The 3,897-nt window shown below is 62.5% G+C and carries 5 protein-coding genes; 4 read left to right on the forward strand and 1 reads right to left on the reverse strand.

Features of this window, described 5'->3' with window-relative positions; genetic code table 11:
* The 4 genes from KF783_RS15730 to KF783_RS15745 all read left to right on the forward strand — a co-directional run.
* The coding region (locus KF783_RS15730; RefSeq protein ID WP_294081050.1) for a UDP binding domain-containing protein at positions 1 to 600 on the forward strand (600 nt) is incomplete at its 5' end.
* Between the two features lie 46 nt (positions 601 to 646).
* A complete protein-coding gene (locus KF783_RS15735) occupies positions 647 to 1,126 on the forward strand; it encodes a heme-binding protein (protein WP_294081051.1) in 480 nt (159 codons plus the stop codon).
* A 92-nt stretch (positions 1,127 to 1,218) separates the two neighbouring features.
* Positions 1,219 to 2,442 (forward strand): hypothetical protein, encoded by a 1,224-nt coding sequence (locus tag KF783_RS15740; RefSeq protein ID WP_294081052.1) that lies wholly within the window; start codon positions 1,219 to 1,221, stop codon positions 2,440 to 2,442.
* 87 nt (positions 2,443 to 2,529) lie between these two features.
* The gene (locus tag KF783_RS15745; protein WP_294081053.1) at positions 2,530 to 3,462 is read left to right on the forward strand and encodes a class I SAM-dependent methyltransferase; all 933 of its coding nucleotides are present in this window, start codon (positions 2,530 to 2,532) and stop codon (positions 3,460 to 3,462) included.
* Between the two features lie 4 nt (positions 3,463 to 3,466).
* Here the strand turns inward: KF783_RS15745 and KF783_RS15750 are convergent.
* Positions 3,467 to 3,897 (reverse strand): glycosyltransferase (locus KF783_RS15750; protein ID WP_294081055.1); only part of this gene is annotated, 431 nt, incomplete at its 5' end.

A 3,897-nucleotide genomic window follows, 5' to 3' on the forward strand; every position in this document is an offset into this window, starting at 1 on the left:
CAGGAGGTTTCGCGCGGCATCGGCCTCGACAACCGGATCGGGCGAAAGTTCCTGAACGCCGGCCCCGGCTACGGCGGTTCGTGCTTTCCCAAGGACACGCTGGCCCTGCTCAAGACAGCCGACGACAATGAAACCCCGCTGCGCATCGTCGAAGCGACGGTTCAGGTCAATGACCAGCGCAAGCGGGCCATGGGCCGCAAGATCATCAAGGCGATGGGCGGCGACGTCCGGGAGAAGGCGGTCGCGATCCTGGGCCTAACGTTCAAGCCGAACACCGACGACATGCGCGACGCGCCGTCGATCGCGGTCATCCAGACGTTGCAGGACGCCGGCGCCACCGTCCGCGCCTACGACCCCGAGGGTATCGACCAGGCCATGCCGCTACTGAACGACGTCGATTTCGTCGAAAGCCCCTATGCGGCGGCCGACGGTGCCGACGCGCTGGTCATCGTTACCGAGTGGGACGAGTTCCGCGCGCTCGATCTCGCGCGGATGAAGGACCTGCTCAACCAACCGCTGCTGGTCGATCTGCGCAACATCTACCCCGCCGAAGAGGCGCAGCGCGCCGGCTTCACCCTTGTTGGCGTGGGCAAGGGGTGAGCGCGCCCGTCGTGTGAACATCAGAGAGGAGCCCGGGACTCTGAAGATGAGCGCTGACCTGTCTGCCGAAGAAATCGATCGAGCGGAACGCGCGCTGGCGTTGTTGCGACTGGACAACGACGACATCTGGCGGCTGGGTACCCATATCCGTGACCGCGCCGTCGCCGCAGGTGCGCCGATCGCGATCGAGATCACCCGTGCCGGCGTTCGCCAATTCTGCACGTTGCTACCCGGCGCCACACAGAGTAATTTGCAATGGATCGCGCGCAAGGCCGCGATCTCGAACCATTTCGAGCGCTCTAGCTTCGCCATCGCGCGTTGGTTTCAGACGCGCGACGGAATGATGGAACGGTTTGGCCTAAACCGGACCGATTATATCGATGCAGGCGGGGCGATCCCCCTTCGTATAGCCAGGGCGGGAATGGTTGGGACGGTCACCGTGAGTGGCCTCACTCAGGTCGAGGACCATGACTATGCGCTGGATGGTATCCGTGCGCTGCACGCGCATCAGCATCGCGCAGCCTGACGGACAAGTCAGCACGGGTTCAGGCCGCCTGGGGCATCGTCGCGCCAAATCCAGCGGGCCGGGATACCGCCCGCCGCTTCGGGCGTAACACAATGATGCAGTCAATCCCCCACACGACGAACCGGCGCCAGGCCATGTGGGCGATGCTGGCGCTTCCCGCGCTAACCGGCCTACGGCAGGCCGGCGGCGACGTCATTCGTCCTTCCGATTTCGGGGCGCGCGGTGACGGAAGGAACGACGACACCTTCGCGCTTCGACGCGCGGTTGATGTGGCACTGCACATACCCGGCGCGATGATCGATTTCGACAGCGCGACCTACCTGGTCGGCACGATGATCGGCCATGGCCAGTCGGTCTTTCATCTGGCCGGGACCACGGGCTTTGTCATGCGGGGCAAGCCGACCTTTCGGGTGGCCGGAACCAACCAGCGACAGGTCAATCTGTTCGACATCCAGATGTCGGACGTCGATATCGAGCATATAGCCGTCATCGGAGACCCCTGGACCATCAGGGACATGCAGACCGCCACCGTGCGCGGCGTCATCGCGTGTATCGTCCGGTCGCCGGCGGGTCACCCAATCACGCGGCATCGGTTCGGCACGATCCGCGTGTCAAACGGCCTCCACGCGTTGCTCTATGACAGCAATGACAAGGCATCGGGCCGTGCGTCCAACGTAACCGTCGATCTGATCGACGTCACGAACACGGTGTATGGCTTCAACGGGGCGAATGCGCCCGACAACCACCTCATCCGCCGCATCACCGCAAACAATGTGTTCCGGGCATATTTCGTATATGGGGTAAATGGCGGCAGTGCGGACATCACCATTGGCCCGGCCTACTCGGGCCTGTTTGCGGGCGGGACTTGCGCCAATGTCGCCGTCTATACCGAAAGCCGGCCCGGCGAATATCGCTTTCGCGTCGGCGACACGCGCAACATCACGCTGAATATACGTAACGCCTCCGACCGGCCGACGCTCCAGTTTTCGACGAACAGCATGCGGCCCAGCGACCGGGCGCAGGGCCATTACAACATCCGCGTGACGATCCAGTCGGCCGCCGGCGTCACGGTCAAGGTCGCCAACGTCGATAGCGCAACAGGCGTACAGGACGATACGACTCCTTACGCCTCTCCGAAACAGGATATCGAGATCGTCACCGACCACGCCAAGCCGTGGTGCGGCGTCGATCGCCACGCGTTCGGACTGTGGAGCCGTGGCGAGCGGCTGTCGCTCCGGGGGGCGAATTTCGGTGAGTGCGATCCCAAAGTGCGAAATGCCTACGCCCGTTCCGGATGGACGATTCAGGGGCGATGACTCCGATTTCGTTGACCGAAATTTCACGTAAGACTAAGGCCTCGGGAACTTTGTGGGGGAAATTTCGTGGCTAGTGCAAAGCGGCGGTTGGCGGATGCGGTGCATCGCTCGGAAACGCTTACTTCGACATGGTATCTTATCGACAACCTACTTGCCTCGGTCGGCGTTCGCAGTCCCCAACCCCCTGAACAGGAGCATCTGAGCGGCGAAGCGATCGAAAAGGATATCGCCTATAGCGCGGGAGTGGTGGACAACTATGCCCGCTACGGGATCGCCAAGGGCCGAGTGGCGGAAATCGGCCCGGGCGGAAGCGCCGCGACCGCTCTGCTCTTGATCGACAAGGGTGCCGAAAAGGTCGAACTGCTCGACCGTTTCGTTTATCCACATGATCAGAAGATGCTGGATCGCACCTATGCCGCGATCATCGAACGATCTCGAACGCTGGGCTCGATCTTCCCCGCCCCCTCCGATCTGAGCAGCCGGATCAGCTTCCAGACCGGCGAATCGGCGGCCGCCGAGCGATATTTCGCCATGCATCAGGGCTATGACGCGATCTGCTCCTGCGCGGTGCTTGAGCACCTCTTCGATCCGATCCTCGCGCTTGAACACATGGCGAACGCACTCAAGGCGGGTGGAAAGATGGTGCATTATGTGGATTTCCGCGACCATGGAATGTTCACCGCGGGCGGCTTGCACGAACTGACCTTTCTCAAAGTGCCGAGTTGGCTTTACCCGCACATGTCGCGCCGCCGCGGCCGCCCCAATCGCGTGCTGGTCAACCAGTATCGCGACGCGGCGAAGCGGCTAGGTCTCGAAGTTGAGATTCTCGCGACATCAATGCCTGGCGTCGGCTTGGTCGATCATCTTCCATATACCGATCAGCCGGCCGAAAAGCGCGCGGCGGCGGAGGCGCATGTGGAACAAATCCGGTCACAGCTTGCGCCGGCGTTTCGCGACCTGCCGGTCGAAGACCTGGCGATCGACAGCATTGCATTGATCGCGCAGAAGCCGACTACCTGATCAGCTACTTTACGAGATACGGACGCAAGGCGTCCAGCGTCCGGGTCTTCAGGCAGGCTACACTAAAATTTTCGATGATATGGTTGCGGGGACGGCGGTGATCCCACCCATCCAGCGCGACCATCGCCGCGCGGAGCGCTGCCGTAAGCGCCGCCGCATCGTTCGGCGTCACGACCCATCCCGCGTCGCCGATGAGGCGCGCGGTGTCGCCGACGTTGCTCGCAACGCACGGCAGCCCGGCCGACATCGCCTCTGCGACGACATTCGGAAACCCTTCCGATACCGAACACAGGCACAGGATATTCAGCGCGGAATAGACGGCGGTCATGTCGTCACACGGTCCCGCCCAGACGATATGTTCGTAAACGTCCAGCTGGCGCGCATAGTCATTGAGTCCGGCGACATAGTCGGAAGCATCGTCGCCACCCACGATCG

This window comes from Sphingomonas sp., assembly GCF_019635455.1.
Lineage (GTDB): Bacteria > Pseudomonadota > Alphaproteobacteria > Sphingomonadales > Sphingomonadaceae > Sphingomonas.

What these genes read in the sequence shown, in the direction of transcription:
- KF783_RS15740 (WP_294081052.1), top strand. Translation starts at nt 1,219, where the DNA reads ATGATGCAGTCAATCCCCCACACGACGAACCGGCGCCAGGCCATGTGG.
- KF783_RS15735 (WP_294081051.1), top strand. Translation starts at nt 647, where the DNA reads ATGAGCGCTGACCTGTCTGCCGAAGAAATCGATCGAGCGGAACGCGCG.